General features: G+C 62.9%; 22 protein-coding genes and 2 pseudogenes. 13 read left to right on the forward strand and 11 right to left on the reverse strand.

Translation table 11 applies throughout. The features are described 5' to 3' along the window. Positions 1–110 precede the first annotated feature (110 nt). From EJ077_RS04575 to EJ077_RS04610, 8 genes and pseudogenes are all read left to right on the forward strand, one after another. Entirely contained in the window at positions 111–782 is a 672-nt protein-coding gene (locus EJ077_RS04575; RefSeq protein ID WP_208699973.1) for a TetR/AcrR family transcriptional regulator, read from the forward strand. 293 nt (positions 783–1,075) lie between these two features. Then, entirely contained in the window at positions 1,076–2,188 is a 1,113-nt protein-coding gene (locus EJ077_RS04580; RefSeq protein ID WP_208699975.1) for an ABC transporter ATP-binding protein, read from the forward strand. Between the two features lie 55 nt (positions 2,189–2,243). Next, positions 2,244–3,668 (forward strand): extracellular solute-binding protein, encoded by a 1,425-nt coding sequence (locus EJ077_RS04585; RefSeq protein ID WP_245458633.1) that lies wholly within the window; start codon positions 2,244–2,246, stop codon positions 3,666–3,668. Positions 3,669–3,748: 80 nt separating this feature from the next. Then, complete coding sequence (locus EJ077_RS04590; RefSeq protein ID WP_208699979.1) at positions 3,749–4,810, forward strand: carbohydrate ABC transporter permease; 1,062 nt, start codon at positions 3,749–3,751, stop codon at positions 4,808–4,810. A 3-nt stretch (positions 4,811–4,813) separates the two neighbouring features. Then, complete coding sequence (locus EJ077_RS04595) at positions 4,814–5,752, forward strand: carbohydrate ABC transporter permease (protein ID WP_208699981.1); 939 nt, start codon at positions 4,814–4,816, stop codon at positions 5,750–5,752. Position 5,753: 1 nt separating this feature from the next. Next, on the forward strand, positions 5,754–6,842 hold the full coding sequence (locus EJ077_RS04600; protein WP_208699983.1) for an ABC transporter ATP-binding protein: 1,089 nt from the start codon (positions 5,754–5,756) through the stop codon (positions 6,840–6,842). Next, on the forward strand, positions 6,839–7,279 hold the full coding sequence (locus tag EJ077_RS04605; RefSeq protein WP_032931773.1) for a hypothetical protein: 441 nt from the start codon (positions 6,839–6,841) through the stop codon (positions 7,277–7,279). Before EJ077_RS04600 ends, EJ077_RS04605 begins: the two co-directional genes overlap by 4 nt. Positions 7,280–7,395: 116 nt before the next feature. Beyond that, a pseudogene (locus EJ077_RS04610) lies at positions 7,396–8,150 on the forward strand (ABC transporter ATP-binding protein); the annotation flags it as partial. 132 nt (positions 8,151–8,282) lie between these two features. Here the strand turns inward: EJ077_RS04610 and EJ077_RS04615 are convergent. Next, on the reverse strand, positions 8,283–9,254 hold the full coding sequence (locus EJ077_RS04615; protein ID WP_208699984.1) for an AraC family transcriptional regulator: 972 nt from the start codon (positions 9,252–9,254) through the stop codon (positions 8,283–8,285). A gap of 181 nt (positions 9,255–9,435) precedes the next feature. Here EJ077_RS04615 and EJ077_RS04620 point away from each other — a divergent pair, with 181 nt between their 5' ends. Further along, complete coding sequence (locus EJ077_RS04620) at positions 9,436–10,650, forward strand: MFS transporter (protein ID WP_208699986.1); 1,215 nt, start codon at positions 9,436–9,438, stop codon at positions 10,648–10,650. Between the two features lie 40 nt (positions 10,651–10,690). On the opposite strand, the gene EJ077_RS04625 is transcribed toward EJ077_RS04620, so the two are convergent. Together EJ077_RS04625 and EJ077_RS04630 are read right to left on the reverse strand one after the other, a co-directional pair. Next, on the reverse strand, positions 10,691–11,155 hold the full coding sequence (locus EJ077_RS04625; protein ID WP_245458634.1) for a TetR/AcrR family transcriptional regulator: 465 nt from the start codon (positions 11,153–11,155) through the stop codon (positions 10,691–10,693). After that, a complete protein-coding gene (locus tag EJ077_RS04630) occupies positions 11,092–11,439 on the reverse strand; it encodes a GFA family protein (RefSeq protein WP_208699988.1) in 348 nt (115 codons plus the stop codon). The genes EJ077_RS04625 and EJ077_RS04630 overlap by 64 nt, the downstream gene beginning before the upstream one ends. Before the next feature lie 115 nt (positions 11,440–11,554). On the opposite strand from EJ077_RS04630, the gene EJ077_RS04635 reads away from it, so the two are divergent. After that, positions 11,555–12,850 (forward strand): amidase, encoded by a 1,296-nt coding sequence (locus EJ077_RS04635; RefSeq protein ID WP_208699990.1) that lies wholly within the window; start codon positions 11,555–11,557, stop codon positions 12,848–12,850. 25 nt (positions 12,851–12,875) lie between these two features. Here the strand turns inward: EJ077_RS04635 and EJ077_RS04640 are convergent, their stop codons facing one another. The 5 genes and pseudogenes from EJ077_RS04640 to EJ077_RS04660 all read right to left on the reverse strand — a co-directional run bounded on the left by EJ077_RS04640 (position 12,876) and on the right by EJ077_RS04660 (position 17,139). Beyond that, a complete protein-coding gene (locus tag EJ077_RS04640) occupies positions 12,876–13,265 on the reverse strand; it encodes a hypothetical protein (RefSeq protein ID WP_208699992.1) in 390 nt (129 codons plus the stop codon). Positions 13,266–13,306: 41 nt separating this feature from the next. Then, a complete protein-coding gene (locus EJ077_RS04645; RefSeq protein WP_208702903.1) occupies positions 13,307–14,287 on the reverse strand; it encodes a hydroxyacid dehydrogenase in 981 nt (326 codons plus the stop codon). Between the two features lie 14 nt (positions 14,288–14,301). Beyond that, the gene (locus tag EJ077_RS04650; protein ID WP_127281234.1) at positions 14,302–15,021 is read right to left on the reverse strand and encodes a FadR/GntR family transcriptional regulator; all 720 of its coding nucleotides are present in this window, start codon (positions 15,019–15,021) and stop codon (positions 14,302–14,304) included. Between the two features lie 2 nt (positions 15,022–15,023). Then, positions 15,024–16,192: pseudogene (locus EJ077_RS04655) on the reverse strand (mandelate racemase/muconate lactonizing enzyme family protein). Positions 16,193–16,251: 59 nt separating this feature from the next. After that, positions 16,252–17,139, reverse strand: coding sequence for a sugar phosphate isomerase/epimerase family protein (locus EJ077_RS04660; protein ID WP_208699994.1), 888 nt, complete (start codon positions 17,137–17,139; stop codon positions 16,252–16,254). Between the two features lie 399 nt (positions 17,140–17,538). Here EJ077_RS04660 and EJ077_RS04665 point away from each other — a divergent pair, with 399 nt between their 5' ends. The 3 genes from EJ077_RS04665 (at position 17,539) to EJ077_RS04675 (ending at position 20,841) form a co-directional block, all read left to right on the forward strand. After that, entirely contained in the window at positions 17,539–18,594 is a 1,056-nt protein-coding gene (locus EJ077_RS04665; RefSeq protein WP_208699996.1) for a sugar phosphate isomerase/epimerase family protein, read from the forward strand. Positions 18,595–18,645: 51 nt separating this feature from the next. Continuing rightward, a complete protein-coding gene (locus tag EJ077_RS04670; protein ID WP_208699998.1) occupies positions 18,646–19,833 on the forward strand; it encodes a Gfo/Idh/MocA family protein in 1,188 nt (395 codons plus the stop codon). Positions 19,834–19,989: 156 nt separating this feature from the next. Further along, a complete protein-coding gene (locus EJ077_RS04675; protein WP_208700000.1) occupies positions 19,990–20,841 on the forward strand; it encodes a sugar phosphate isomerase/epimerase family protein in 852 nt (283 codons plus the stop codon). 297 nt (positions 20,842–21,138) lie between these two features. On the opposite strand, the gene phnE (EJ077_RS04680) is transcribed toward EJ077_RS04675, so the two are convergent. Genes phnE (EJ077_RS04680) through phnD form a run of 3 tightly spaced genes read right to left on the reverse strand, consistent with a single transcriptional unit; the run spans position 21,139 to position 24,426 of the window. Continuing rightward, a complete protein-coding gene (gene phnE, locus EJ077_RS04680; protein ID WP_208700002.1) occupies positions 21,139–22,506 on the reverse strand; it encodes a phosphonate ABC transporter, permease protein PhnE in 1,368 nt (455 codons plus the stop codon). A 3-nt stretch (positions 22,507–22,509) separates the two neighbouring features. Further along, positions 22,510–23,466 (reverse strand): phosphonate ABC transporter, permease protein PhnE, encoded by a 957-nt coding sequence (gene phnE / locus EJ077_RS04685; RefSeq protein ID WP_208700004.1) that lies wholly within the window; start codon positions 23,464–23,466, stop codon positions 22,510–22,512. A 54-nt stretch (positions 23,467–23,520) separates the two neighbouring features. Then, positions 23,521–24,426: a phosphonate ABC transporter substrate-binding protein gene (phnD, locus tag EJ077_RS04690; protein WP_208700006.1), complete on the reverse strand. Its 906-nt coding sequence runs from the start codon at positions 24,424–24,426 to the stop codon at positions 23,521–23,523. Between the last annotated feature and the right edge of the window lie 87 nt (positions 24,427–24,513).

The raw sequence follows: 24,513 nt of genomic DNA on the forward strand, positions 1-24,513 counted from the left end.
CGCGCTTCATCAAGGTCCCCAATCCCGGCGGCTGCGATGCGTGTGTCTCATCGCCAGGGTCGCGATGGGCTGCCCATTGCAATTTTTTGAGACGCGCGTATCGTATTGGTATGGATGTCTCACGTCAACAACCCGCAACGAACGACGATACCGGTGAAAGAGCCGAGCGCGGACCCCGTGCGCGTACGAAACGACTGATGCTGGAGACGGCGACAAGGCTGATGCAGGAGGGTGTCACCCCGTCGGTCAGCGAAGTGGCGGAGGCGGCGCAAGTGTCCCGCGCCACCGCCTATCGCTATTTTCCGAGCCAGGCAGCCTTGGTGCAGGCGGTCGTCGACGAGGGGCTCGGGCCGATCCTCACCTGGAAATCCACCGCCACCGATGCCGAGCGCCGCGTGGCCGAATTGTTCGATACGGCCATGCCGCGCATCGAGGCCTTCGAGGCCACATTCAAGGCAGCGTTGAAGTTGTCGCTTGATCAATGGGCGCGGCGTCAGGCGGGCACGCTGGGCGGCGAGCCGGCCTTCACGCGCGGCCATCGGGTCGAATTGCTGAAGGAGGCGCTGGCGCCTCTCAAGGGCCGCTTGCCGCCGCGCGACTTCAAGCGGCTGGCGCAGGCGCTGTCGCTGATCTTCGGCGTGGAGGTGCTGATCGTGCTCAAGGATATATGGGGGCTGGACAGCCGCCGGACGATGTCGGTCGCGCAATGGGCGGCGCGTGCGCTGGTGCGCGCGGCGATCGCCGAGTCGGCCGTCGATATGCTGGCAACGACACAGAAATAGCGCTTATCTGGTTCTACCAGATTTGCATGTCGACTACCGAGAATAATTCCAATGCAAAAGTCCGCACAGGGCCAAAGCGTATCAATGAGTAGGAAAATATAGAGAAAACAGGTGGATAAGTCTGGAATTCGCCGGCTTTGTCCGGCATCATTGCTCAAGAAAGGGCTTGACGGGCATTCACAATTGGTAATACCAGATTAGGAAAGAGAAGGCGGATCGGGAATGACAGCCGCAGTCCATTTCGGCAGGATCACACGGATGGTGCGTGTTCCGTCCGCACGAGGTGGCGCATCGTGACGCAGACGTCGCCTCGCGCCAGTGCCGGCAAGGGGATTGCGCTGCGCCTCGATGGGGTCAGCAAGGCCTATGGATCCGTGCGCGCCATCAACGACCTGAGCTTCGCCGTCGACGAAGGCCGCTTCTTCGTACTCTTCGGGCCGAGCTCGGTTGGCAAGACGACGACGCTGCGCACTATCGCCGGCCTCGTCCGGGCCGGCTCCGGCACGCTTGAGATCGGCGGCCGCGACATGACCCATGCGCCGATCGCCGGCCGCGGCATCTCGATGGTCTTCCAGTCTTTCGCGCTTTACCCCCACCTCACGGTCTACGACAATCTCGCCTATCCGCTGCGCGAGGAGAAAGCCGCGCGCGCCGAGATCGACAAGCGGGTGAACGAGACCGCCGAGATCCTGAAGCTGACACACCGCCTGAAGGCCAAGCCGGCAACCCTGTCCGGCGGAGAGCAGCAGCGCGTCGCGCTCGGCCGGTCCCTGATCCGCCGGCCAAAGCTTCTTCTCCTCGATGAGCCGCTCACCAATCTCGACGCCAAGCTTCGGCACGAGACGCGCGCCGAGCTGAAGCGGCTGCACCGCCAGTTCGGCATGACCGTGATCTATGCCACGCCCGACGAGCTTGAGGCTCTCTCGATGGGCGAGACGATCGCCGTCATGCGCGATGGCGGCATCGTCCAGATCGGCACGCCGGACGAGCTTTACGAGCAGCCGATCCATACCTATGTCGCCAGCAAGATCGGCTCGCCGCACATGAATCTGTTCACTGCCTCGGTGCGCGCCGACACCAGGTCTTTCGACACGCCGCTCGGGACTCTGGTTCCGGCGACGGCGCCAAAGACTGCCGATGCTGGCGAGGCCGCGCTGATCGGCATTCGCCCGAGCGACATTCGGCTCGCCGCAAAGGGCGAAGCCGGGGTTGCCTCGAAGGTGCGTCTGGTCGAACCGCTCGGCGACATCACGATCGTCTCGGTCGAGGCCGGCGGCGAGATGTTGCGCATGGTGCTGCCGGAAGCGATCGCCGCCAGCATCAGGACCGGCGATTCGGCATCGATCGCCATCGATAACAGGAAAATCCACGTCTTCCGCGCCATGAGCGGCCAGGCAATGACCTGACGCGAACGGCGAGAAGCAATCCGGTAAACCAAGGGAGGAAACACGAATGCCGGCGATGACCAAAGTGAAAGGGCTAGCTATAGCCGCAAGCTTCGCTGCCACGCTACTGGTGGGAGGCGTGACCTATGCCTCTGCCAAAGAAGTGACGTTGACGATGGCCGTGCCGGATTGGCCCCCGACCCGTATTATGAAGAAGTTCTTCGACGAGCAGTACAAGCCCAAGTCTGGCAATACCGTGAAGCTCGATGTCGACTTCATTCCGTGGCCGGATTTCTACACCCGGGTCAACGCCTCGTTGACCTCGGGCGAAAAGAAGTACAACTTCATCGTGTCGGACTCGCAGTGGTTGGGCGCCTTCGTCGAAGGCGGCTACTTCCGCAAGATCAACGATCTGATTGATGCCGACCCGGAACTCAAGGCGACGATGGAGTCGATGCATCCCGCCGTGCTCAACGCCTACTCGACCTATCCCAACAGCACGCCGAACTACTACGGCTTCCCGCAGTTCCCCGACGTGCTGGTCACCTACGGCCGCAAGGATGTGCTCTGCAACGCCGACGAGCAGGCCGCCTTCAAGGCGAAGTACAATGAGAAGCTGCCCTGCACCGGCGAAGAAATCGACGCCATGGACTGGAACACGTTCGAGCATGTTGGCGAATTCTTCCAGCGCAAGAAGGGCGACAAGCTCGCCGGCCAGGTGCTGGATGACGATTTCTACGGTATCGCCTATCAGGCAGGCAAAGGCTACGACTTCTCGACGAGCTCGGTCCACACGTTCGTCTGGGAGCATGGCGGCGGCATCTGGGATGAAACCAAGGCCCCGACCGGACATGCCGAAGGCGTCGTAAACTCCCCGAAGTCCATCGAGGGCATGGAGCATTTCCTCAAATTGCTGAAGTACATGCCGCCGGTGGTCAAGACCGGCACCATGGACATCTTCGTCTCGGACCAGTTGTTCCGTGAAGGCAAGGTGGCCATGAACATCGACTGGATCGGCCTCGGCGAAGCCTCGCTCGATCCCAAGACGTCGAAGGTTGCCGACAAGCTGGTGTTCGGATTGGCGCCAGGCCTGCGCGGCCCCGACGGCAAGGTGAATCGTACGTCACAGATCGGCGGACAGCCTTTCGTTCTCACCACCTGGACGACGCCTGAGCAAATCACGGAAGCGGTGGGCTTCGTGAAGTGGTGGCTCTCGCCCGATATCCAGCACCAGTTCGCCGCCGCCGGCGGCCAGTCCGCGATCAAGTCGGTCTACAGCGATCCGAAATACGCGACCTATCGTCCGTGGGACCGGGCTTGGGCGAACTCGCTCGACTGGCAGAAGGACATGTGGCACGTGCCGCAGTTCTTCGAACTGCTCACCCAGCAGCAGGACCAGTACGACCTAGCAATCACTGGCAAGCAGGACGCCAAGACCACCCTGGATAACATCGCCAAGTTCCAGGAGGACCTCCTGAAGAACGCTGGCCTTATCCAGTAACCTTCCGACATAGCTGCGGGGAGCGGGCAAAAGCCGCTCCCCATCATTGCCACGTCACGCGCTCCATATTTCGGACTCTCATGACCGCTGTTTCAAGCACTCTGCCGACACCACGCCTTACCGCGGTTGTTGCCCACAACTGGAAACTCGCCATCTCTGTCGCTGTCGTCGTGTCGGCCATGTCAATGGCGGGCTTGCCGGCGGCTGTCTCCTTCTGGGTAGTGGGCGCCGCGGCGGCGTTGGTCGCGGTCGCATTTACCGTCAACGCGTATCGCCGCCACTACTTCGGCGCCCTGCTGGTCGCTCCGGCAATCGCCGTTCTGTTTGTGATGAATATCTTCCCCCTGCTGTGGTCGCTGGGCCTTTCGTTCTTCGCCTACCAGGCAAACCAGCAGACGATCCGCTTCGTCGGACTCGGGAACTACGTCCGGATCCTTACCAACGATCTCGCTGCTCACGCGACTTGGGGCGCGCTGATCAATACCGCCATGTTCGTCGTCTTCACCGTCTCCGCGCAGATGATCGTCGGCTTTCTGCTGGCCATCCTGTTCGCCAAGCAATTTCCGCTGCGCAAGTATTTGTTGATCCTGGTGCTGACACCGATGATGCTTTCGGTTGTCGCCTCTGGCGTGTTCTTCACCTACTACTATGACCCGACATTCGGGATTCTCAGCTACGTCATCAATTCCATCTCCGGCAACCAGTTCATCCTGATGAGCAACAAAGTCGGTGCCGTGGCGGGAATCGTTTTCGCCGACGCATGGATGTGGTCGCCCTTCGTCATGCTCCTTGTGCTGGCGGGCCTCGTCTCGGTGCCGAAATACCTTTACGAGGCCGCTGCCATCGACCGTATTTCCAGCTGGCGGCAATTCTGGATGATCACCTTCCCCTACATCCGCGGCCTACTGATGTTGGCTCTTCTCTTCCGCACCATCGAGGCATTCAAGCTGGCGGATCTCGTCATCCTCCTCACCAAGGGCGGCAACGACACACTGACGATCTCCTATCACTTGATCCGCATCGCCAACGAGCAGAACAAGACGAGTGAGGGCGCGGCGATCTCCTATCTGATGCTGTTCATGGTGATCGTTCTCACCAACCTCTACCTGTACCTCGCAAACCGCCGTACGAAGGGAGCCTGACCCGTGGCCGAATCGATATTGGGAAAGCTCGGCTTCGGCAGGGCCAGCGGAGTAGACAAGGCCGGCTGGGGGCGGACGCTCGGCGTGGCCGTCGTCGCCTTTATCTATTTTCTGCCGGTGCTGTTCATCATATTCACCGCCTTCAAACCGCAGGGCGACGCGCTCCTGGTGCCTCCGACGCTGTCGCCCACGTCGCTGTTCGGCTTGATTCCGGACCATTTTGTGTTCAAGCCCACGCTCGAAAATTTTGGGTCCGTCTTTTCCCGCTCGATGACGCCGGACGGTGCCCCGGAAGCGACAGGATTCGACCGTTATTTCTTCAACTCGATCTTCATCGCCTCGGCGTCGGTGCTGCTGGCGCTGGTCATCGGCACCCTGGCCGCCTTCGGCTTCTCGCGCTATCCGCTGAAAGGCAATGACACCTACCTGTTCATCATCCTGACCACGCGCATGCTGCCGGCGATTGTGGTGATCATTCCGGTGATCCTGATGTTCCGCGTAGTGGGCCTGTCGGGCTCGTATCTCGGCATCATCATGCTCTACACCGCCTTCAACCTGGCCTTCACCATCTGGATGATGAAGAGCTTCTTCGATGAATTGTCGCCAGACGTCGAGGATGCCGCCCGCATCGACGGATCGTCCGGACTGCGGGTGTTCTTCAAGATTTGCCTGCCCCAGGTCATTGCCGGGCTCGCCGCCACGTTCGTGTTCGGCCTGATCCTCACCTGGAACGAGTTCCTCTTTGCCCTGTTGCTCTCGGGGCCCGACACGAGGACGGTCCCGGTCGCCATGAACCAGGCCGTGTCGTCGGGTGGACGCGGCACCGACTGGACTTTGCTTGCCGCCATCGAAACCCTGTTCCTCGTCCCAGTCTTCCTGGTCACCTTCTTCTTGCAAAACCATCTGTTGCGCGGCGTTACCTTCGGCACCGTGAAGCGCTGAGATGTCAACCATCGAACTCCGCAAAGTCACCAAGCGTTTCGGCTCCTTCACCGCGGTCAAGGACGTTGACCTGTCGGTGGCCGCCGGTGAGGTCGTCTGCCTTCTCGGCCCGTCCGGCTGTGGCAAGACGACGACCCTGCGCGTCATCGCCGGGCTGGAAAGCGTCACTGACGGCGAGGTCGTCATCGCCGGCAAGGTGATGAACAAGCTGCCGCCCGAAAAGCGCGACATCGCCATGGTGTTCCAGTTCTACGCGCTCTACCCGTCGGCATCGGTCGGCGAGAACATCGCCTTCCCGCTCTATCATGACGGCATTTCCGGGGCTGAGCGGACTGCCCGCGTCAACCGCGTCGCCGCGATCCTTCACTTGGAGCACGTTCTCGACCGGCTGCCGAACCAGATATCCGAGGGCGAAAAGCAGCGCGCCGCCATGGCCCGCGCAATCGTCCGCGACCCCAATTGCTTCCTCTTCGACGAACCCTTGTCGCGTCTCGATGTCGAACTGCGCCAGAGCATGCGTGGCCAGATCAAGGAAGTGCTGCAGGGCCTCTCCAAAGCGACCGTAATCGTGACCCATGACCAGCTCGAAGCGCTCACCATGGCCGACCGCATCGCCATCATGAAGGACGGCTTGATCGAGCAGGTCGGCTCACCGCACGAGGTTTTTGCCAAGCCCGCCAATGCTTTTGTGGCGAGCTTTATCGGCACGCCGCAGATGAATCTTCTCGAGGCCGACCTCAAGACCTTCGCCGATGGCACGGCGGAGATGACCGTGGCCGGCATTAATCTGGCCATCCGCACGGACGCGGCGGTCGCGCGCCTGCAGCCCGGCAAGGTGACGATCGGTGTCCGCCCCCGCGCCTTCACCGCGACCGATACGGGGGACCGTGGCACCATCTCCGCCCGGGCCGAGCTCATCGAGCCCATGGGCGCCGAAACCCTTATTCATGCCCGCACGGCGGCAGGCGCCGACATCCGCGTCGTGGTGACGAGAAGCCAGCGGGTCAAGGTCGGCGAGGCGCTGAATCTACGCCCCGATGCCAGGCAAACCCATGTCTTCGATGACGCCGGAAAGGCGGTGCGGTCATGAGCGACAGTTCTTCCGGCATGAGCCGGGCCGGCGCGTACTGCCTCGAGGTCTTCATCATTGGCCTCGGCGTCATGGCGCTGGTGCTGATCTTCCAACCCTTTTCCATCGGCCTGTACGCGGTCGGCAGCGGTCTCGTGGTGCTTGCCGGACTCATCAACAACCTGCTGCCGTTGGCCCAGCCGGGCGTCAAGGTGCGCAGTGTGGTGACCGTAGCGCTGGTCGTGGCGCTGGTCTTCTGCATTGTGCTGCTGGTTTCGATCACGGCGGCGCATCTCTACGGCGTCTTCTTCCTCAATCCACCGGACCCCAACACTCTCGCCGGCAAGGCGCAGCTCGCCACGCCGCCTTTCTACAAGCAGGCTTTCGTGTGGGAAATCGCCGCCGCGGCGGTGATTCTCGCGCTGGTCGTCACCGCTCTCAACAAGACAGCGCGATGATCAGCAGCTGACGCTATCCGGCACGTCGCGCTCGCGCCGGTCCGCGCCGGTCGGTGTGCGTCGCCCTCTCAACTCTCACGCCGTCATACTCCGGCTTGACTGGAGGACCCGACGCCGAGATCAAGGACCGCGTCGACCGCGCCGCCCGCACGCTACGGATCGAGCACCTGCTCGACCGCAAGACCGACCGGCTGTCCGGCGGCGAGATGCAGCGCGTTTCGATCGGCCGCGCCATCGTGCGCAGGCCGCGCGTCTTCCTGATGGACGAGCCGCTGTCGGCGCTCGACGCCAAATTGCGCGAGGCGCTGCGCACCGAGTTGAAGAACCTGCAGATACAGCTCGGCGCTACTTTCCTGTTCGTCACCCACGACCAGATCGAGGCGATGTCGATGGGTGACAAAGTCGGCGTGCTCAACCACGGCCGCATCATCCAGACCGGCACGCCTCACGAGATCTACAACAATCCGCGCGACACCTACGTGGCGAGCTTCGTCGGCTCGCCGCCGATGAACCTCATCGACGGCAGGCTGGTGAACGGCCGCGCGGTGATGGCGCCATTGAATTTCGAACTGCCGTTTGCAGGGGAACCAAGGCGAGCGGGGCGACCGAGGGTCGCCCGCTCGTCTTCGGCATCCGTCCGGAGGATGTGTATCTGGAAAGCGGCGCACCGGTCGAGGCGCGTGTCCACGACGTCGAGAACCATGGCGTGGAAAAGATCTTGACGCTGCGGGTCGGCGATACAACCCTGCGCGCCACGGTGCCGGCCAGGACCGACGTCGCGATCGAGCAGCCGGTGCGCTTTGCCTGGAACCCCGACAAGGTGGTGCTGTTCGACAAGGGCAGTGGTGTCAGCTTGCGGCATACGTCATAAGGCGCGGCTATTTCGGCAGGTAGGTCTCGTAAGGCGTGTCGTTGATCAACAGGATCACGCATTCCGTCTGCGTCCAAAAGACCTGGCAATTCCTCCAGCCGGGAAGGATTGGCGTGATTTGGCTGCCTGACGTCAGGACGGCTCTTCGCCGGCACCAATGTGGCGCAGATGGCTCGGCGCCACGCCCATCACCCGCTTGAAGGCGCGGCTGAAGGATGCTTCCGAATCATAGCCCAGTTTCGCCGCCGCCACCGATACCCTCATGCCATCCCGGGCCAACCATTGCCTGGCCTGGTGCATGCGCACGCGCAGGACATATTTGGCCGGCGTCTCCCCGACCACTGTGGCGAAGCGCTGGGCAAAGGCGGAGCGCGATGCTCCCATCATCCGCGCCAGTGCCTCGACGCTCCAATCGCGATCCGGCTGCAGGTGGATGGTCGCGAGCACCTTGCCGACGTCGGGATTGCGGACGGCCGCGATCCAGCCGGTAGCATCGCCACAGCCGTTCTCGACCCAGGAGCGGATGATCGTGGCAGCGAGCACATCGGCAAGGCGGGCAAGGATCCCGCCGGAGCCGACCCGGTCCATCGTCACTTCGCCGGCCATCGCGTCGAGCAGATGCCGAATGCCCGGTGCGTTCGCCATCAGCTTATGCGCCTGCATCAGGTTGGGCATCATGTCGAGCAGCGGGTGCGAGCCATCGAGATTGAAATGCATGCTGCCGCAAAAAAGCAGGGTCTTGGGGCCGCCACACTCGTTGGAGACGTCGTAGATATTCTCGCACACCGGTTCGATCGTGTAGCGGCCGATCGGCACCGGGGGCACGCCGGGCGCGCTGGCCAGGACATGCGCGTCGCCGCGCGGGATCAAAAGCGCGTCGCCTACGGAGAGTTCGATCCACTCCTTGGCCGGTGAGAACAGCCAGCAGCCCTGCTGGCCGATGAAATGAAACCGGGCCGCCTTCTGTGCGGGGAAGGAAACGGCCCAGGGCTCGCCCAACACGCAGCGGCCATACTCGACGCCATCGAGCCGTAATCCACGCAGCATGTCGGTCAGCGGATCACCAGAAGTCGGCTGCGCCATTTTGGACGAATTGTAATTCATTCCGGCGTTTCTAGCATGGAAGCTCCAACTCGTCACTCCCATGTTGCACTGCAGCCAGATGCTGCGCTGCAAACAAACCGAAGACCGGCCGCATAGCCAAGCCACGACGGCAAGCATGTAACGGGCGGAGCCGGAGCCGGTTGTTTTCTATGTGGCGCCGCAAACAGATCGGAGACTGACCATGGCCGAACCCGCGACAGGCGCCATTGACGCCGCACTTCTCGACCCCGCCGAATCCGATGAACGAACCGAACCGGCGTGGGGTGCAGTGGTCTCGCTCGCCCTTGGGGTTTTCGGTCTGGTCACCGCCGAGTTCCTGCCCGCCAGCCTGCTGACGCCGATGGCGCGCGATCTCAGCGTAAGCGAAGGCGTTGCAGGGCAAGCGGTGACGGCAACCGCCATCGTCGGTGCCATCGCCGCTCCCACCATGGCCATCATCACAAGGCGCATGGACCGCAGGCTGGTGATGTGGATGCTGACCGCGTTCCTCATCCTGTCCAACCTTCTCGCCACCTTTGCCTCATCGCTGCCCATGCTTCTGCTGGCCCGCGTCGTGCTCGGCGTGGCCCTTGGCGGCTTCTGGGCCATGTCGGCGGCCATGGCGTTGCGGCTGGTGCCGATGCGGCTGATGCCGCGGGCGATGTCGATCATCCTGACCGGCGTTTCGCTTGCCACCGTCACCGCCGCCCCTGTCGGTGCCTATGTCGGCGACATCTGGGGATGGCGCACCGCGTTCATGATCGCGACCATCGTCGGGGCGCTGGCGCTGCTGGTGCAACTGGCGACCATTCCGAAACTGCCGCCGGTGGGGGTCGCGAGCTTCCGCACCTTGCTTGAAGTGCTGGAGCGGCCGTCGATCAGGGTTGCCCTGCTGGTCGTGCTGCTGGTCGCGTCCGGGCACTTTGCCGGCTTCACCTATGTCCGTCCCTTCCTTGAGAAGGTGCCGGTGCTCAACATCGAGACGATCTCGCTGGTGCTGCTGGCCTACGGCATAGGCGGTTTCTTCGGTAACATCGCCGGCGGCATCCTTGCCGAAGGCAACCTCAAGGCAGCGGTCGCGCTGGCGCCCCTGCTGATTGCATTGGCGGCCGCCTCGATGCTGGTCCTCGGCGCTTCGCCCATGATCGCCGCCGCTGCCGTCGCGGCCTGGGGCTTTGCCTTCGGCGCAGTGCCGGTCGGGCTGCAGAGCTGGCTGGTGCGGGCAGCGCCCGACCAGGCAGAAAGCGCCGGCGGCCTGATGGTGGCGACTTTCCAGGTGGCGATTGCGATGGGCGCCGTCTTTGGCGGTCTCCTGGTCGACCATGCCGGCGTCGCCAGCGCCTTTGCCTATTGCGGCATCGCAACGCTGCTGGCTGCCATCGTGGTGTTCCTGCGCGGCCCGAAGCAGGCCGAATAGTCTCTCCCAACAGCCACCACTGGCAACGGCCCGAGAACCACTACGGTTTTCGGGCCGTTGCCGTTGTGACGGCGGCGACGAAGCGGTTGAGACTGTCCTCGACATAGACGGCCACTTCGATCGTCGGATCAAAGCTCCACCATAGCAACGCACCTTGCCAATGCGACGCCATCAGCAGGCCGACGTCTGGTGGCGGGTCGTCGATTTCAGCGAAGCAGGCCGCAAGTGCGGCGCACAGGAATGCCTTCCAGGTAGCGCCGCGCGCCCTGAGCACGGGATCGCGCAGATCCTCGCGCAAGACGAGCAGGCCTTCGGCATAGGACTCGATGCCGCCATAGCCCTTCGACAGCGCCACCAGCAATTCGATGGCGCCGGCCGGAGTTCTAGCAACGTCGGTGGCCAGCGTTCTGGTCTTGTCGTCGAGACCATCCCAGGACTGCTTCAGGCCGACCGCCCATCGAAGTCGAAGATCGACAAGGTGGACGGGTCGAGACCGGTCACGCAATTGACGTTGATGTAGGCGCTGCGTTCGCCGCTTTCGCTGATGTCTTCGGCAAAGGGATGGATGCCGCAGGTTCGGCAGAAGCGGTGTGCTATTTTCGCTTCGCCGAATGTGTAGCGGCCGAGATCATCGCCCCAGGCGACGAGTGTAAGCTTGTCATGTGGCACGGCCCACAGCAGCGCAGCCTTGCGGGCGCAGATCGAGCAATTGCAGCGCACGACGCCCTCGATCTCGCCCTCGATTTCGAACGCAACCTTGCCGCAATGGCAGCTGCCTTTGTACAGCATCAGTATCTTCCTATCGCTGGCAGGTGCAAAGGCACGCTGGCCGGGTTATGCCTTCCGCACGCCCAACGGCTGCTTGCCTTAAAGACGTAGTATTCTGGCGGAGTCTGACATCGACATGCAATCAATCCGCGACCGCCTCGAAATCATCCTGTCACGTCTTGCCAATCGTGCGGCCGACGAGAAGGTTTTTACCAGGCTCTACGCCGAAGCCGCACGGGTGGCGGCCGATGCCAGCGATGCCCGTCGTGAGGCAGGCGTGACGCTTGGTCCACTTGATGGCGCCATCGTCTCGATCAAGGACCTGTTCGATGTTGCCGGCGAAGCGACCACGGCGGGCTCGCTGATGCGCAAGACCGCCGCGCCGGCTCAGTGCGATGCGCCCATTGTCAACCGGCTGCGCCAGGCCGGTGCGGTCATCATCGGCAAGACCAACATGACCGAATTCGCCTTCACCGCGATCGGCGACAACATGCATTACGGAACGCCCGGCAATGCCGTCGGCCCCAGGCGCATTCCAGGCGGTTCGTCCTCGGGCGCCGGCGTGTCTGTCGGCGAGGGGACAAGCGACATCTCGATCGGATCCGACACCGGGGGTTCGATCCGCATTCCGGCGGCGCTCAATGGTGTCGTCGGCTTCAAGCCGACTGCGCGGCGCGTGCCGCTGTCCGGCGCCTTTCCGCTTTCTGGCACGTTGGACTCGGTCGGGCCGCTCGCCCGAACCGTCTCGCAATGCGCAGCCGCCGACGCGGTGATGGCCGGCGAGGTGCCGAACGAATTGGCGGCCATTCCACTCGCCGGGCTTCGCATTGGCATTCCGCGCGGCGTTCTTTTCGGCGACATGGAAGGCGAGGTTGCCGCAGCCTTCGAGCATTGTCTTGGCAGGATCGAACAGGCCGGGGCGCACATTGCGGATCTGTCGATCGATGACATGATCGCGGAATTGCGTGCGGCTACCAAGCGCGGTTCGATCGCCGCCATGGAAGGCGCCGAAGTGCATGCCGACTGGCTGGCGACCGGCGCACCGGTGCCGGTCGACCCGCATGTCAGCGGGCCTTTGTCGCGGGCGGCAATGCTGACGGCCCCGATCTACATCAGGGCGCTGCGCCGCCGTGCCGCGCTGGTCGCCGCCATGGATGAGCGGCTGGCGTCGGTTGATGTGCTGGCGTTGCCGACCACCCCGGTGACGGCGCCGACCATCGCTTCCCTGGCCGAGGATGCCGAATTGCGTGATCGCATCGAAGGCCTGCTTTTGCGCAACACGCAGGTCGCCAACCAGTTCGACCTCTGCGCGATCTCGTTGCCGATGCCGAGAACATCGCTGCCAATGGGATTGATGCTCGTGGCGCGCAATGGCCATGACCGCCGCTTGTTGAGGATCGCCGCGTCGGTGGAGATGCTGCTGGGTGGTTGATCGGCAGTAAGTCCTAGATGATGGATCAATGCGATGAACAATGCTTGCGCTCACTGTCCTTGGCGGTGCGCACGATGCGGGTCGCGACCAGCCAGGGCAGGCTGTAATCCTTGCCGGTGATGGTCTGCGTGCGCTGCTCGATCGAGCCTCTGACGACGATCTTTCCGCCATAAAGCACGTCGGACTGATCGGTTATCGCCTTGTCGGCCTGGGGCAATCCGCTGGTGTCGATCGATACGCCCTTGATGATCGTGCCGGAGGCAAGGTCGAGCGCGCTGTTCGACGGGCAGGGCGCCTTGAAGCAGCGTAATCCGTTGTCGCAGTAGACATAGCTGCTCTCGGGCGCGGCGAATGCCGGCAAGGTGCAAATGGAGGAAATTGCGACAATCAGAACTGCAAGGCGAAGACCGAACATGGCTTCAACTTCGAGGAGAATTGGGGCGAAACCGCGATGCGCTATATCCCGGCCGGAAACCGCCGCCGGTAATGATCGACCACTTCGGGATTGCGCAGATTGACAGGCAGCTTGCCGGCCAGCACCAGCAGGGTCTCGCCGGCCGCCCCGATGCCCATGCGCATCATCGATTCCTCGGTAATGCCTGCCATGTGCGGGGTGATGATGACGTTGTCGAAGCCGAAATAGGGATGATTTGCCGGTAGCGGCTGTGTCGAGAAAACGTCGAGCGCGGCGCCGCCGATGCGGCGCTCCCGCAAGGCCTCGATCAGCGCGTCATCGTCGACCACCGGCCCGCGCGATACGTTGATCAGCAGTGCGTTGGGTTTCATGCGGGTGATGCGCTCGCGGCTGATCAGGCCGCGCGTCTCCGGCGTCAGCGGGCAGCAGAGCACGATGATGTCGCTCTGCTCGACCAGCGCGTCGATCGACAGGAAGCCGACTTTTTCCGGCGCCGGCTGCATGCTGCGCGTCGTTGCCACAACCTTGAGGTCGAAGCCGTGCGCGGCGATATGCCCGACGGCTTGTCCGACAGCGCCGAGGCCGACGATGCCGATGGTCTTGCCGGCGAGCTCGATGTTGGAGTTGGCATGCTCGCGGCCGGCAAGCCAGCCCTTGGCGCGCAGGTCGCGGTCGACACGACGGAATTGCCGCAGCAGTGCAAGGGCAGTGAACATGACATGTTCGGCGACCGAGCGGGCATTGACCGCCGGCACGTTAGCCACCAGCACGCCGGCAGCTGCTGCTGCTTCCATCGGGATCATGTCGAGCCCCGCGCCATGGCGAATTGCGGCCCTCAGCTTCCAGGCGCCCTCGAACAGCCCCGGCGGCAGCGGCGCCCGCACGATGACGATATCGGCATCCTTGGCCTCCCTGGTCAATGTGCCGGCGTCCAGCGCCGAAGCGATCACCAGCTGACCGGCGCCGGCGAGCTTGGCCGAGGCGCGCGGGTGCAGCGGATGGGTCGACAGGATCTTTGGCACGGTCTGGGACACGGTCAGGCCTTTTCGAGCGCCGCGCCCGCCGGCGAAGCCGCCATGCCGCCCTCGATCAGGCCTTTCCAGTAGCTTTCCGCGCCTTGCAGATGGGCGCTCATCAGCGCCTGGGCGAGATTGCCGTCGCGGCGCAGCAGCGCCTCGTAGATCTGCACGTGCTCGGCATGTGAGCGCACGCTGCGTTCGGGATCGTTGAAGTAGATCGGCAGGCGCTGCTCGCCCATCAGATAGTAGACGCTGCAGATGTTGTGGAAGACGCTGTTCTTGGTGGCGCGCACGATTTCGAGGTGGAATTCGCGGTCCTCCTTGGCCAAGCCTTCGCCGGCGGCGATGCGCTCCTCGGAGGCCTTGAGGATTTCGCGCAGCCGTTCGAAATTTTCCTCGGTGGCGCGCGAGCAGGCAAGCTCCGCGGCCTTGATCTCATGGATCTTGCGCAACTCGACCGTTTCATAAATCTGCAGGGGGTCGAGCGGCAGGCCGGCGCGTGCGAACAGCGCCAGAGCCTCCACGCTCGCCTGTTTGGTGTCGATATAGATGCCTGATTTGGCGCGGCGCTCGACGATGCGCATGGCTTCGAGGATGGCGAGCGCTTCGCGGATCTGGCCGCGGCTGACGCCGAAATGCTCAGCCAGCTCGCGTTCGGAAGGCGTGCGGCCGCTCTCCTTGTCCGAGTGGGAGAACAGATAGGCAGCGAGTTCCGCGAGAAGGTTGTTTTCTTTCATCGTCAATTGCGTTGCGCGTGCGCCTCCAGGAATCGCTCCGAAATGGTGAATCCCAATCCGGGCTTTTCCGGGATCGCTATCATACCGTCCTTCGCTTCGACAGTCTCATCGACCAGATCGTGGATCATCGGGTTGGCGCCGAGCGAATATTCGACTGTGAAACTCGAAGGCGATGCGGCACAGACATGCAGCCCGGCGAAGAAGCAGGGCGCGCCGGCCCATAGATGCGGCGCAAAGCGCAAATTGAAGGCGCTCGCGATGGTGCCGATCTTCATTGCCTCGCTGATGCCACCGCAGAAGGCCGGGTCCGGCTGGAAGATGTCGGCGGCCTTGAGCACGGCGAGGTCGCGAAAGGCATAACGCGTCGCCTCGCTTTCGCCGGTGGCGATCGGAACGGCGCCGGCGGCGCGTACTTCGGCCATGCCCGGCTTGTCGTCGGCGATCACGGGCTCCTCGAACCAGGCGAGGTCGAGATCGCCGACGAGGTGGATGAAGCGCTTGGCTTCCGCGACCGTATAGGTTCCGTGGGCATCGACCATCAGCTCGACATCGGGGCCGAGCGCCTGGCGTGCGGCGCGCACGCGAGCGGCGGAAATATGCGCCGCGCCATCCATGGCGCCCACCCGCATCTTCAGCGCCTTGAAGCCGCCCTGGCGATATAGGATTTCAATTGCTCGCCGATGGCATCGGCCGACGCCCAGCCACCGGAGGCATAGGCCTGCATGCGATCGACCTTACGGCCACCGAGGAGCCGCCAGACCGGCTGGCCCAGCGACTTGCCCAGGATGTCCCAGAGCGCGATGTCGACGGCGCTGATGGCGGCGACGCTCATGCCGCGCCGCGCCAACTGCGGCATGGCGTGGCCTGCGTGGGCGGCACTCTCGTGGCGCACGCCGTTGTAGAGCATTTCCCAGATGACGCCGATATCGGCCGGATCGCGGCCGATCAATTGCGGCCCGACCTCTTGGTTCAGCATGTGGACGAGGGCGCCGTAGCTGCCGGCGCTGCCGGCTGCATTCTTGCCTTCGCCCCAGCCGACCAGCCCGTCATCGGTTTCGATGCGCAGGATGGCCGCGTCGAAAGTCGTCACCTGGCCGAAGTCGCTGCGATGCTGCTTCGCGGCTTCGATCGGGACGCGGACCCACCAGGCCTGGACTGTCTTGATGCGCATATTTTTCCCCAGCCCTGCCGCCGGCCAGGGCGGAAGGGCAAATTCCCAGAGGCGGTCGACTACTTGATCAGCGGCAACAGCGTTTCGGCGGTGATGCGCATCTGGTCGGTGTAGAATTTCTCCGTCAGTACGCTGGAACCGTGATCCTGGATGAACTTCAGCTGTTCGGGCGAGATATCGACCGGGTGGCGCTCGACCATTTCGGGATAGGGTGCCGCCGGCGTGCGGTCGACCGGGGCGACGAACTCGTTGGTCAGCGCGCCGTCATAGCCGACTTCCTTCAAGGTCGCGACGATCCTGGGCCAGTCGATCTGGCCGAGGCCGGCGGCGAAGCGGTTGTTGTCGGCGACATGGAAGTCGAACAGGCGCTTTCCGACCTGCCGGATAGCGTCATGGACGTTAAATTCCTCCATGTGGAGGTGGTAGGCGTCGAGGCAGACGCCGCATTCGGGGCTGACCGCATCGGCCAGTGCCAGCGCCTGTGCGCCGCGGTTGAACAGATAGGTCTCGAAGCGGTTCAGCGGTTCGACGGCAATCTTGACGCCGACCTTCTTGGCGTGGGTGAAGCATTCGCGGGTCGCGTCGACGACCCACTTCCACTCCTCTTCCTCGGTGCCGTCCGGCACCACTTTGCCGACGGTTGCCGGAACCAGCGTGATGATCTCGCCGTCGAGTTCGCTGACCATCGTCAGTACGTCCTTGACGTATTGCACGGAGCGCTCGCGCTGGCCCTGGTTCCTGGCGGCGAGGTTGCGTTCGCCCAGCATCAGCGTCACCGCGCCCCAGCAGCGGATGCCATGCTCCTTCAGCAGCGCCCGCGTCTCCTTGGTCTTGTACTGCGCGGGCTCGCCGGAAATCTCGATCGACTCATAGCCGAATTTCTTGATGCGCTTGAGCGTCGTCTCAAGGGGTTCCGCGCGCATCCAGTTGTGCGTCGAAAGATGCATGGTCTGTCCTTCCCAGATTCGTCCGTATGGTTTGCCTGCGACATGCATCGCCGAAAGACGACGCAAGGGTTCCTCCCCAAGGCATCCCCAGCCTTTTCCCGCAAACTGGTTCGACCAATTGGGCCTAAGGCGAGGTCTACAGCAAATTCCCTGGAACGGCAAGAAGCGTGGCAGCGCTACTTCCTGTGTGAATTACAACATTGATTGTATTGCGTTATGTGCCGATATTTTAGATATGCGGAGGGCTTTGCCGTGACATTGTCAGGCTTGACCAAAATCCACTATTTGGTAATACCAGAATGGCCGTGCCTGCAAGGCGCCTGGTTCGAAAAGACCAAAATGGCTGGCCCTGCTTCCAATCGGCGCTATGCTTGGTCGCGACAAATGAGGAGGATGCCGATGCCGACGACAATGAAGGGCCCTGGACTGTTTCTGGCGCAGTTCGCGGGCGACGCCGCACCGTTCAATTCGCTGGCGTCGATCACCAAATGGGCCGCCGGTCTCGGCTACAAGGGCGTGCAGATCCCGACTTGGGACGCGCGCCTGTTCGACCTCAAGAAGGCGGCCTCTTCCAAGGCCTATTGCGATGAGGTGAAGGGCATCTGCGCTGACGCCGGGGTCGAGATCACCGAACTATCGACGCATCTGCAGGGGCAATTGGTGGCGGTGCATCCGGCCTATGACGCGCAGATGGATGGGTTCGCGCCGCCATCGGTGCACAACAACCCGAAGGCGCGGCAGGAATGGGCCGTCGAACAGATGAGGTTCGGTGCCAAGGCATCGCGCAATCTCGGGCTGAATGCCTCTGTGTCATTCACCGGTTCGCTGGCTTTCCCCTACCTTTACCCCTTCCCGCAGCGGCCCGCCGGTCTGATCGAGGAAGCCTTCGGCGAACTCGGCAAACGCTGGAAGCCGATCCTTGACGCCTATGAGGACAATGGTGTCGATGTCGGCTACGAAATCCATCCTTCAGAGGACGTGTTCGACGGGGCCACCTTCGAGATGTTCCTCGACGCCGTCGGCGGCCACAAGCGCTGCAACATCAATTACGACCCTTCGCACTTCCTGCTGCAGCAGCTCGACTATCTCGAATTCATCGACATCTATCACGAGCGGATCAAGGCGTTTCACGTCAAGGACGCCGAGTTCAATCCGACCGGCCGGCAGGGCGTGTACTCCGGTTACCAGAGCTGGACGAACCGTGCCGGCCGCTTCCGCTCGCTTGGTGACGGGCAGGTGGATTTCGGCGGCATCTTCTCCAAGCTGACACAGTACAATTACGATTCCTGGGCTGTGCTGGAGTGGGAATGCTGCCTGAAGCACCCCGAGGACGGTGCGGCCGAAGGGGCACCCTTCATCCAGCACCACATCATCCGGGTGACCGAGAAGGCATTCGACGATTTCGCCGCCGGCACCACGGACAAGAAGCTGCTGCGCGCCATGATGGGAATTTGACACGGCTTCGGCTCCCCCTGGGGGAGGGTATTTCATACGAGGGAGAAAAATATGGTTGGCGCATCGAAGTCGGAAACGGGAGGCGGCCCGATCCGCTACGGCATGGTCGGCGGCGGCCAAGGCGCCTTCATTGGCGCGGTGCACCGGATCGCGGCGCGACTGGACAATGATTTCGTGCTCGTTGCGGGCGCCCTGTCATCCGATCCAGCACGCGCCAAGGCCTCGGCCGCCGAACTCGGGCTCGATCCCTCGCGCAGCTATGCGTCCTACGCGGAAATGGCCAAGGCCGAGGCGAAGCGCCCGGATGGCATCGAGGCGGTGGCCATCGTCACTCCCAACAACGTCCATGTGCCGGCGGCCAAGGCCTTCCTCGAAGCAGGCATCCACGTGATCTGCGACAAGCCGCTGGCAACGACGCTGGCCGAAGCCAAGAAGCTTGCGGCGATAGTCGAAAAGACCGGCAAGGTGTTCGTGCTCACCCACAACTACACCGCCTATCCGATGGTGCGGCAGGCGCGTGAAATGGTGGCCAAAGGCGTGCTCGGCGACATCCGCATCGTGCAGTCGGAATATCCGCAGGACTGGCTGACCGAGGACCTCGCCGCTACCGGCCAGAAGCAGGCGGCATGGCGGGGCGACCCCAAGCAGGCGGGGGCCGGCGGCGCGCTCGGCGACATCGGCACCCATGCCTACAATCTTGCCCGCTTCGTCTCCGGGCTCGAGCTCGACTCCCTGTCGGCCGATCTCGATGCCTTCGTGCCGGGCAGGCTGCTCGACGACAACGTCAACGTCATGCTGCGTTTCAAACCGACGGGAAAAACGCATCCGGCCAAGGGCATGATCTGGGCGAGCCAGGTGGCACCCGGTCATGAGAACGGCCTGAAGCTGCGCATCTACGGTTCGAAGGGCGGGCTGGAATGGGTGCAGGCCGATCCGAACTACCTCTGGTATACGCCGTTCGGCCAGCCGAAACAGTTGATCACCCGAAACGGCGCCGGCGCGTTGCCGGTGGCAGGCCGTGTCAGCCGCGTTCCGTCAGGCCACCCCGAGGGCTATCTCGAAGGCTTCGCCAACATCTACCAGGAGGCCGCACGCGCCATCCGCGCGGCGCGCCGCAAAGGTGGCAAGCCGGCAAAGGATGTCGTCTTCCCGACCATTCAGGACGGCGTCGAGGGCATGGCCTTCATCGAAGCCTGCGTGAAGTCGTCGAAGAAGAACGGGGCGTGGACGAAGCTGTAGACGAATAACGAGGGAGCCCCGAGAGGAGACCGCGCAGCTGCCGTCAACCTCTTCTCCCCGCGGGGAGAAGGTGGCCGCGTAGCGGCCGGATGAGGGGGCCTTGGCGCGAAGCTGGCGGGAACAACCAGCCGGCCTTGAAAATGGGGGAGGGCGTCGATGAAAATCGGCATGTGCATGTTCTTGTGGACGACGGCGGTGTCGAAGAAGCACGAGCCGCTGCTTCGCGACATCAAGGCTACCGGCTTTGACGGTGTCGAGATACCGATCTTCGCCGGCAGGCCGGACGACTACCGGAAACTGGGCGAATTGCTCGACCGCATCGGGCTGGAGCGGACCGCTGTTTCAGCCATGGGCGACCCGGCGATGAACCTGATCTCGGCCTATGCGGCAACGCGCAAGGCTGGTGTGGATTACATGAAATGGGCCATCGATTGCGCCGATGCGCTTGGCGCCCGCACGCTGAGCGGACCGCTGCATTCGACGCTGGGCGCCTTTTCCGGAACCGGGCCTACAGCCGCCGAGAAAAAACGCTCCGTCGCGTCGCAGCGCGCCATCGGCGACCATGCCGGCAAGAGGAACGTCACCATCGGGCTGGAGGCGCTGAACCGCTTCGAATGCTACCTTCTCAATACCATGGCCGACTTGTCGGAGCATGTCGACGTCATCGACCGGCCGCACATCAAGGCGATGTACGACACCTTCCACGCCAATATCGAGGAGGCCGACCCGATCGGCGCCTACACGAAACATCGCGGCAATGTCGTGCACATCCACATTTCGGAGAACGATCGCGGCGTACCGGGGCGTGGCAACATCCCGTGGAAAGAGACATTTTCCGCCATCCGCAAGAGCGGTTATGACGACTGGCTCACGATCGAAGCTTTCGGGCGATCGCTGAAGGAACTGGCGGCGGCAACGAAAGTCTGGCGCGATTTTTCCGAGACGCCGGAAGCGGTTTATCGCGAGGGGTACAAGCATATCAGGAACGGATGGAAGAGGGCGGCTTAGGACGCCCTACGCCTGGTCCATCTTCTAATGCGTTCGCGACGGTTGCCAGGTGGTTCCCCACTCCGTCTCGGCTTCGCCGAGCCACCTCTCCCCCTCCGGAGGGAGAGGAAAGGGAGCCTGGCGGCTCCGGAGAGGAAGAAAGCCTCGGTCTAAGGAGGATGGGCGCCGCCTCGGACAGCCTGGCGCCTTTCCTCTACCCCGTCGATCGGGGGAGAAGTGTCGAGCGAAGCTCGACGGAGTGGGGGTCGACCCTTTGGCGCCGGGCGAGGCGATGCCTTGCGCTTCGGCGTCACAAAACTATCCCTGCTGGGCCTGGATCCTGTTGTAGTCGTGGATCGTCCGGCTCAGCCTGCGGCGCAGGAAGTTGGATATGTTGTCGAAGATGAAGACGACGAGCAGGATGAGCAGCACCATGTAGAAGACGTTGGCCCAATTGGAGTTGGTGCGCATCGCTTCCCATAGCTTCAGGCCAATGCCGCCGGCGCCGACCGCGCCGATGATGGTGGCGCCCCTGGTGTTGGATTCCCACTGGTAGAGGGTCTGACTGATGAAGATCGGGATCACCTCGGGCATAACACCGTAGCGCTGCACCAAAAGGCCGTTGGCGCCGGTCGAAAGCACCCCTTCACGTGGCTTGTCGTCGATGTTCTCCAGACCTTCCGAATAGACTTTGCCGAGCGTGCCGATCTCGGTGAAAAAGATCGCGGCACTGCCAGCCAGCGGGCCGGGGCCGAAGGCGCGGGTGAAGAACAGCGCCCAGATCAGCATGTCGACCGAGCGCATGAAGTCGAAGAAGCGCTTGAGCACCTGGCTGAGCACGCCGCTTGGCGTAATGTTACGCGCCGCGAAGAAGGCAAGCGGGAAGGCGACGATGCCCCCGAGCAGCGTGCCGAGGAAAGCCATGACGATGGTCTGCAGGAGCTTCGTCCAGACGTCGCCGTGCTGCCATTGGGCGTTGTTCCAGATGTTGTCGCCCGCCAGCGCGAGGTTCGAGGTGCCTGGTTTCAGTTCGGGTCCCGATATGATCAGCGAAATCACTTCCCCCGCTGATTTGCCGAAGAAGGGCGAGCGTGTGTCGAAGACGAAGTTCGCCCAGCCGAGGAAGCGCTTGCGCACCTTGACCCGGTCGACGGTGACGCGCACCTCGCCGACAAAGCCCATCTTGGCGACCACCTCGTCATCATGAACCGTCATCCAGTCGGGCACCGGGCCGGAGACTACCGGCTTGCCGCTGGTCAGCGCCACCGGCACTGTCTGTCCATTGGCGACTATCGTCGCATAGGTCTTGTCGAAGGTGACGGATTTGGCCTGGCCGTCGATCCGCACGGTGAAGGACCCGTCGGCATTCTTGATCACCCAATCCGGATTGGGATTGTCGCCCAGTGCGGAGAAACGCGGATATTTGGGCGTGATCTCCGGCTGGTCGAGACGGAATTCCGGTTGCAGATCGTAGCTGATCCATTGCGTCAGGAAGAGCGGCAGTCGCTCCCAATGCGATTCACGCAACACCTGCGGCAGGCTGAAGAACCACAAGGCATAGAGGAGATAGAGGAGAGTGCCAACGAACAGGAGCAGCGGACCGAAGCGCTTGTATGCCGGGCGCCGGAAAACCTGCGGGTGGCGCGCCTCGATCGACAGCATCTCCTCGGCGGTCATGGTCGCCATGATCTACGCCCCCATCATAAAGGCTTGTTCGCCGACCAGCTTGCGGCGAAGCCAGGCGGAAAACTGATCGATGATGAAGATGGTCGTGAACAGCAGCAGCACCAGCGCCAGCGTCTTGGCGCCGAAGCCGCGTGAGATGGACAGCTTCAGCTCTTCGCCGATGCCGCCGCCGCCGACGGCGCCGATGATGGTCGAGGCCCGCACGTTGATCTCGACCCGCAGCAGCGTATAGGACACGAAATTGGGCAACACCTGCGGAAGGTCGGCGAAGCGCACCCGCTCGAACCAGTTGGCGCCGACCGCCGTCAGGCCTTCCTCGGCACGCATGTCGATGTTCTCGTTGATCTCGTAGAACAGCTTGCCGAGCGCGCCGATCGAATGCAGGCCGATGGCGATTATGGCGGCGATCGGACCGGTCGAGACGATTGCCGCGAAGAGACCGGCGATGACGATTTCCGGAAAGGCACGCAGCAATTCCATGAAACGCTTGACCACCAGCCTCAATGCCGGATGGGGCGTCAGGTTGCGCGCCGCGATGAAGGAAAAAGGCACCGCGAAGATGAAGCCGATGAAGGTCGAAACCAACGCCACGTTCACCGTGGTCAGCATCAGCTCGAAATATTCGGGGACGTAGAAACCGCCCCAGACATAGACGCGGCCGAGTGGGAAGTTGAATTCCTGGGTGCCGGTATCATGCGGCGAGGCGATGTCGAACAGTGCTCGCCAGACGTCGTTCCAGTCTTTCGGGACCAGCCAGCTCAGGAAATCCAGTATGTGCGGCAGCCGGTCAAAGAAATGCCCGGCATTGGCTTCGTCGGCGAACCACATGCTGGAAAGCATCGCGGCAAGCAGCAGGCCGACGCCGAGCACCGTATAGAACCGGCGCAGCGACGTCTGGCGTCGCCAGGCATCGGTCGTCTGGTGAATGCCGTCGGAGGGGGCTGTCACGGAAAGGGTCATGATCGGAGATGCAAAAAGGGCGGTGTTTTGAACACCGCCCTTCCGATTTCGCCGTTAGCCGCCGATGGCTGCCTTACGGGCTTCGACGATGACGTTGTAGAAGTCGGGCTTCACTGGAACGTAGCCGGTAAAATCGCCGCCTTCGACGCCTTCGAAGCAAGCCTTGTCCTTCTTGGGGAGATCGGTGAAGAAGGCGGTCAGCTTGGCGGTCATGTCGTCGCCGAGCGCGGTGCGCACGACCAGCGGACCGTTCGGGATCAGGCCCGAGCGCCAGACTTCGACGAAGTCGTTGGGGTCGACGGCGCCCTTGGCGACTTCCTTGTGGAAGGTGCCGGAGGTGAAGCCGTTCTTGAAGTCGCCGATGCCCGAGGAATCGTCGACCGCGACGTCGACCTTGCCATCACGCACCGCCAGAACGTTGTTTTCGTGGCCGCCATTGAACTGGGTCGAAGCGAAGAAGGTCTCGTTCGAGGCGCCGGTGGTCTTCGGAATCTGGGTCAGCGGGATCAGGTAGCCGGAGGTCGAATCCGGATCGGCATAGCCGAGCTTCTTGCCCTTGGCCGACTTGATGTCGGTGATCCCCGAGGTCTTCAGCGCCAGGCCGACCGAATAATAGCCGGTGGAGCCGTCGGTCTGCTTGGTGGTGAGGATCGGGGTGACCGCCTTCGGGTCCTTGAGATAGACGCTGGCGTAGCCGGAAGCGCCGAGTTCGGCGAAGTCGAGCGTGCCGCCGAGCAGGCCCTGGATGACGCCGTCATAGTCGGCGGCGGGGAACAGCGAAACCTTTTCGAAGCCGAACTCGGTCTTCAGGTGGTCGGCCAGGCACTGGTAGTTGCGCAGCCGGTCGGTTTCATTTTCGCCGCCGAGAATGCCGACGCGAAATTCCTTCATGTCGGCGTGGGCCATGCTGGTGGCCATGGCGAGCACCGAAACGGCGCCGAAAACCATCTTCCTGAACATTGATGTCTCTCCTGTAAGTTCCGGCCCCGCGCCGGCAGCGTTCTTGATCTTGACAAGTGCCCTTGACGCGGGCGGACGATCCAGGCG

It is taken from the genome of Mesorhizobium sp. M8A.F.Ca.ET.057.01.1.1 (assembly GCF_003952565.1).
In the GTDB taxonomy this organism is placed as follows: Bacteria; Pseudomonadota; Alphaproteobacteria; order Rhizobiales; family Rhizobiaceae; genus Mesorhizobium.

Excerpts from the sequence above, each read along its gene's own strand:
- EJ077_RS04640 (WP_208699992.1), bottom strand. The coding sequence starts at position 13,265 with ATGTTCGGTCTTCGCCTTGCAGTTCTGATTGTCGCAATTTCCTCCATT.
- phnE (WP_208700004.1), bottom strand. The coding sequence starts at position 23,466 with ATGACCCTTTCCGTGACAGCCCCCTCCGACGGCATTCACCAGACGACC.
- EJ077_RS04630 (WP_208699988.1), bottom strand. The coding sequence starts at position 11,439 with ATGCTGTACAAAGGCAGCTGCCATTGCGGCAAGGTTGCGTTCGAAATC.
- EJ077_RS04660 (WP_208699994.1), bottom strand. The coding sequence starts at position 17,139 with ATGCATCTTTCGACGCACAACTGGATGCGCGCGGAACCCCTTGAGACG.
- EJ077_RS04605 (WP_032931773.1), top strand. The coding sequence starts at position 6,839 with ATGAGCGACAGTTCTTCCGGCATGAGCCGGGCCGGCGCGTACTGCCTC.
- phnE (WP_208700002.1), bottom strand. The coding sequence starts at position 22,506 with ATGGCGACCATGACCGCCGAGGAGATGCTGTCGATCGAGGCGCGCCAC.
- phnD (WP_208700006.1), bottom strand. The coding sequence starts at position 24,426 with ATGTTCAGGAAGATGGTTTTCGGCGCCGTTTCGGTGCTCGCCATGGCC.
- EJ077_RS04615 (WP_208699984.1), bottom strand. The coding sequence starts at position 9,254 with ATGAATTACAATTCGTCCAAAATGGCGCAGCCGACTTCTGGTGATCCG.
- EJ077_RS04585 (WP_245458633.1), top strand. The coding sequence starts at position 2,244 with ATGACCAAAGTGAAAGGGCTAGCTATAGCCGCAAGCTTCGCTGCCACG.
- EJ077_RS04670 (WP_208699998.1), top strand. The coding sequence starts at position 18,646 with ATGGTTGGCGCATCGAAGTCGGAAACGGGAGGCGGCCCGATCCGCTAC.
- EJ077_RS04620 (WP_208699986.1), top strand. The coding sequence starts at position 9,436 with ATGGCCGAACCCGCGACAGGCGCCATTGACGCCGCACTTCTCGACCCC.
- EJ077_RS04675 (WP_208700000.1), top strand. The coding sequence starts at position 19,990 with ATGAAAATCGGCATGTGCATGTTCTTGTGGACGACGGCGGTGTCGAAG.
- EJ077_RS04600 (WP_208699983.1), top strand. The coding sequence starts at position 5,754 with ATGTCAACCATCGAACTCCGCAAAGTCACCAAGCGTTTCGGCTCCTTC.
- EJ077_RS04650 (WP_127281234.1), bottom strand. The coding sequence starts at position 15,021 with ATGAAAGAAAACAACCTTCTCGCGGAACTCGCTGCCTATCTGTTCTCC.
- EJ077_RS04665 (WP_208699996.1), top strand. The coding sequence starts at position 17,539 with ATGCCGACGACAATGAAGGGCCCTGGACTGTTTCTGGCGCAGTTCGCG.
- EJ077_RS04635 (WP_208699990.1), top strand. The coding sequence starts at position 11,555 with ATGCAATCAATCCGCGACCGCCTCGAAATCATCCTGTCACGTCTTGCC.
- EJ077_RS04590 (WP_208699979.1), top strand. The coding sequence starts at position 3,749 with ATGACCGCTGTTTCAAGCACTCTGCCGACACCACGCCTTACCGCGGTT.
- EJ077_RS04575 (WP_208699973.1), top strand. The coding sequence starts at position 111 with ATGGATGTCTCACGTCAACAACCCGCAACGAACGACGATACCGGTGAA.